Below are 1,962 nucleotides of genomic sequence, written 5' to 3'. Positions count from 1 at the left end.
CCATGGTCAACGTGACCGATGGTGCCAACGTTCACGTGCGGCTTGGTCCGCTCGAATTTTTCCTTTGCCATTTCCGACTCCTAACGGGGTTATCTTTTGCCGAGGTTGCTCGGCATGTTGATTGCCGCGCTTCACACTATCTTGTGGTGCCCATGGGCAGGATCGAACTGCCGACCTCTCCCTTACCAAGGGAGTGCTCTACCACTGAGCCACATGGGCGAATCCATTGCTTCTACTGCGTCTGCGCGTCACCTGGAGCGGGTGAAGGGAATCGAACCCTCGTCATAAGCTTGGAAGGCTTCTGCTCTACCATTGAGCTACACCCGCTTGGATTCCGACTCTCGCTTCTTGGTAACAAGCGCCGAAAACCGGGTTTTCGGCGCTCATTACTTCCGCATTCTGGTGGAGGAGGTTGGATTCGAACCAACGTAGGCGTAAGCCAACAGATTTACAGTCTGCCCCCTTTAGCCACTCGGGCACCCCTCCGCAGAGAATTTGCAATTATGGAGATGTCCCCTCGCCTTGTCAACACCTTCCCTGAATTAAATACGCAGATTCTGTGCCAGACATGGCGCCGAACTCTCATCCGCGAAGCAAGTCTTTGATTTTCTTGGAAATCGGGATAACAGGAGAGGCGGAGCGCCGGGCGTCGAGTCGCTCAGGCATGGTGCCCGAGTCTGCGACGGCGCCACGCATCCAGATGGCTGTTCAGACTGTCCCGCCCCATGTGGAATTCGCGGCGCAGCTTCTGAACGATGGAACGTTTCGCCTTGCGGCGGCCGTCGATCGTCGTGCCAAGTTGGTCATCCCTGTGATCGACGATCTTCGGCACCATGGAAATCATACGAACGCCGTGCTCCCAATTGCGGTTGAGCATATCGTCGACCGGGTGAATCATCCGCTTGCCGTATTCGAGCAGGGCGAGCGCCGCATCGCGGCGAATGAGATATCCCTGCGTTCCTCCCGGCTGCTTGCGATGGTCGCAGAGCGCACCACCGCCCGGCAACTCGCCGACTCGCCAACTACCGGCGGAGCCTTCGCTCTTGAGCCGCAGGATGCCCCACGGCACGGTGACCTCGAGCGCCGAGGCCAAGCGTGGTGCGAAGTCGGCCATCAGTTCGATGTCATCCTCGAGGACACACCAGATGTCGTCGTCGGACCGGACAAGTGCTTGCCAGATCTGATAGTGGCTGTCGTAGCACCCAACTTCGCCAAGCGTCAGGTGGTTGCCGTAAATTCGGAGGCGCGTTTGCGCATCATAGGTCGGCGGATATTCGCGAATACGCTTGGCGTCGAAGAATCGAAAAGGCACGCCCGCCCGCGCCATCTGCTCTGTCATATGGGCTCGACGATCGTGACTGTCGACAAGGGAGATGACAATGACTGGAGGTAACTTAAGCCCCGAGGAATACATCTGGTTCATTTCGTATTGAGTTGAGCTGCGCAAACGTCTTCGAGCGCCGGGTCGAGATGGGGTCCACGGCATATTAACGGACGAAGTCGATGCCAATGAAGGCTCCCGTTTCTGACAGGTTCGGCGACAGAAGGAATTGCGGTGGCGTAATGGCACAAATCTGGCCGGTTCCATGCAGTCAATCGAGGACGCGAATAAGTGCTCGCTACCGGAACTTTGGGTATTTCGCTGCGCTGCAGCGGCGTCTGCAGCCCCGACTCCCCCCTGCCGAGCGCCCTCCCGAGCATGGATTGACCGAAGGCCAACGTACAAAAAGCGCTCCCTGTCCGCGTCGGCATGGCCTTGACGCCCCGCCAGCGCATTGCGCCCGTGCCGGCATGGGGCCATCCATGCATACCGAGGCTTCATTTTCGGAGGCAGGCAAAAGCAACACTCAAGTGCCCCTGCAAAGCAAAAACCCCTTACCAGGCAACTGGCAAGGGGTTTTTAAGGGGAGCCTGACGATTACCTACTTTCACACGGGAATCCGCACTATCATCGGCGTGGAG

General features: G+C 58.0%; 1 protein-coding gene, 3 tRNA genes and 1 pseudogene. All 5 read right to left on the bottom strand.

The features are described 5' to 3' along the window. A pseudogene (locus PNO31109_RS22475) lies at positions 1 to 71 on the bottom strand (GTP-binding protein); the annotation flags it as partial. A gap of 73 nt (positions 72 to 144) precedes the next feature. Further along, positions 145 to 219 (bottom strand) — tRNA-Thr (locus PNO31109_RS21750). A 34-nt stretch (positions 220 to 253) separates the two neighbouring features. Next, positions 254 to 327: transfer RNA gene (locus PNO31109_RS21745), tRNA-Gly, on the bottom strand. 73 nt (positions 328 to 400) lie between these two features. After that, positions 401 to 486 (bottom strand) — tRNA-Tyr (locus PNO31109_RS21740). A 172-nt stretch (positions 487 to 658) separates the two neighbouring features. After that, the gene (locus PNO31109_RS21735) at positions 659 to 1,414 is read right to left on the bottom strand and encodes a glycosyltransferase family 25 protein (RefSeq protein ID WP_277396714.1); all 756 of its coding nucleotides are present in this window, start codon (positions 1,412 to 1,414) and stop codon (positions 659 to 661) included. Between the last annotated feature and the right edge of the window lie 548 nt (positions 1,415 to 1,962).

This window comes from Pandoraea nosoerga (assembly GCF_902459585.1).
GTDB lineage: Bacteria > Pseudomonadota > Gammaproteobacteria > Burkholderiales > Burkholderiaceae > Pandoraea > Pandoraea nosoerga.
The sequence above is the reverse complement of the archived record's forward strand: the minus strand, read 5'-3'. Positions and strand labels throughout refer to the sequence as shown.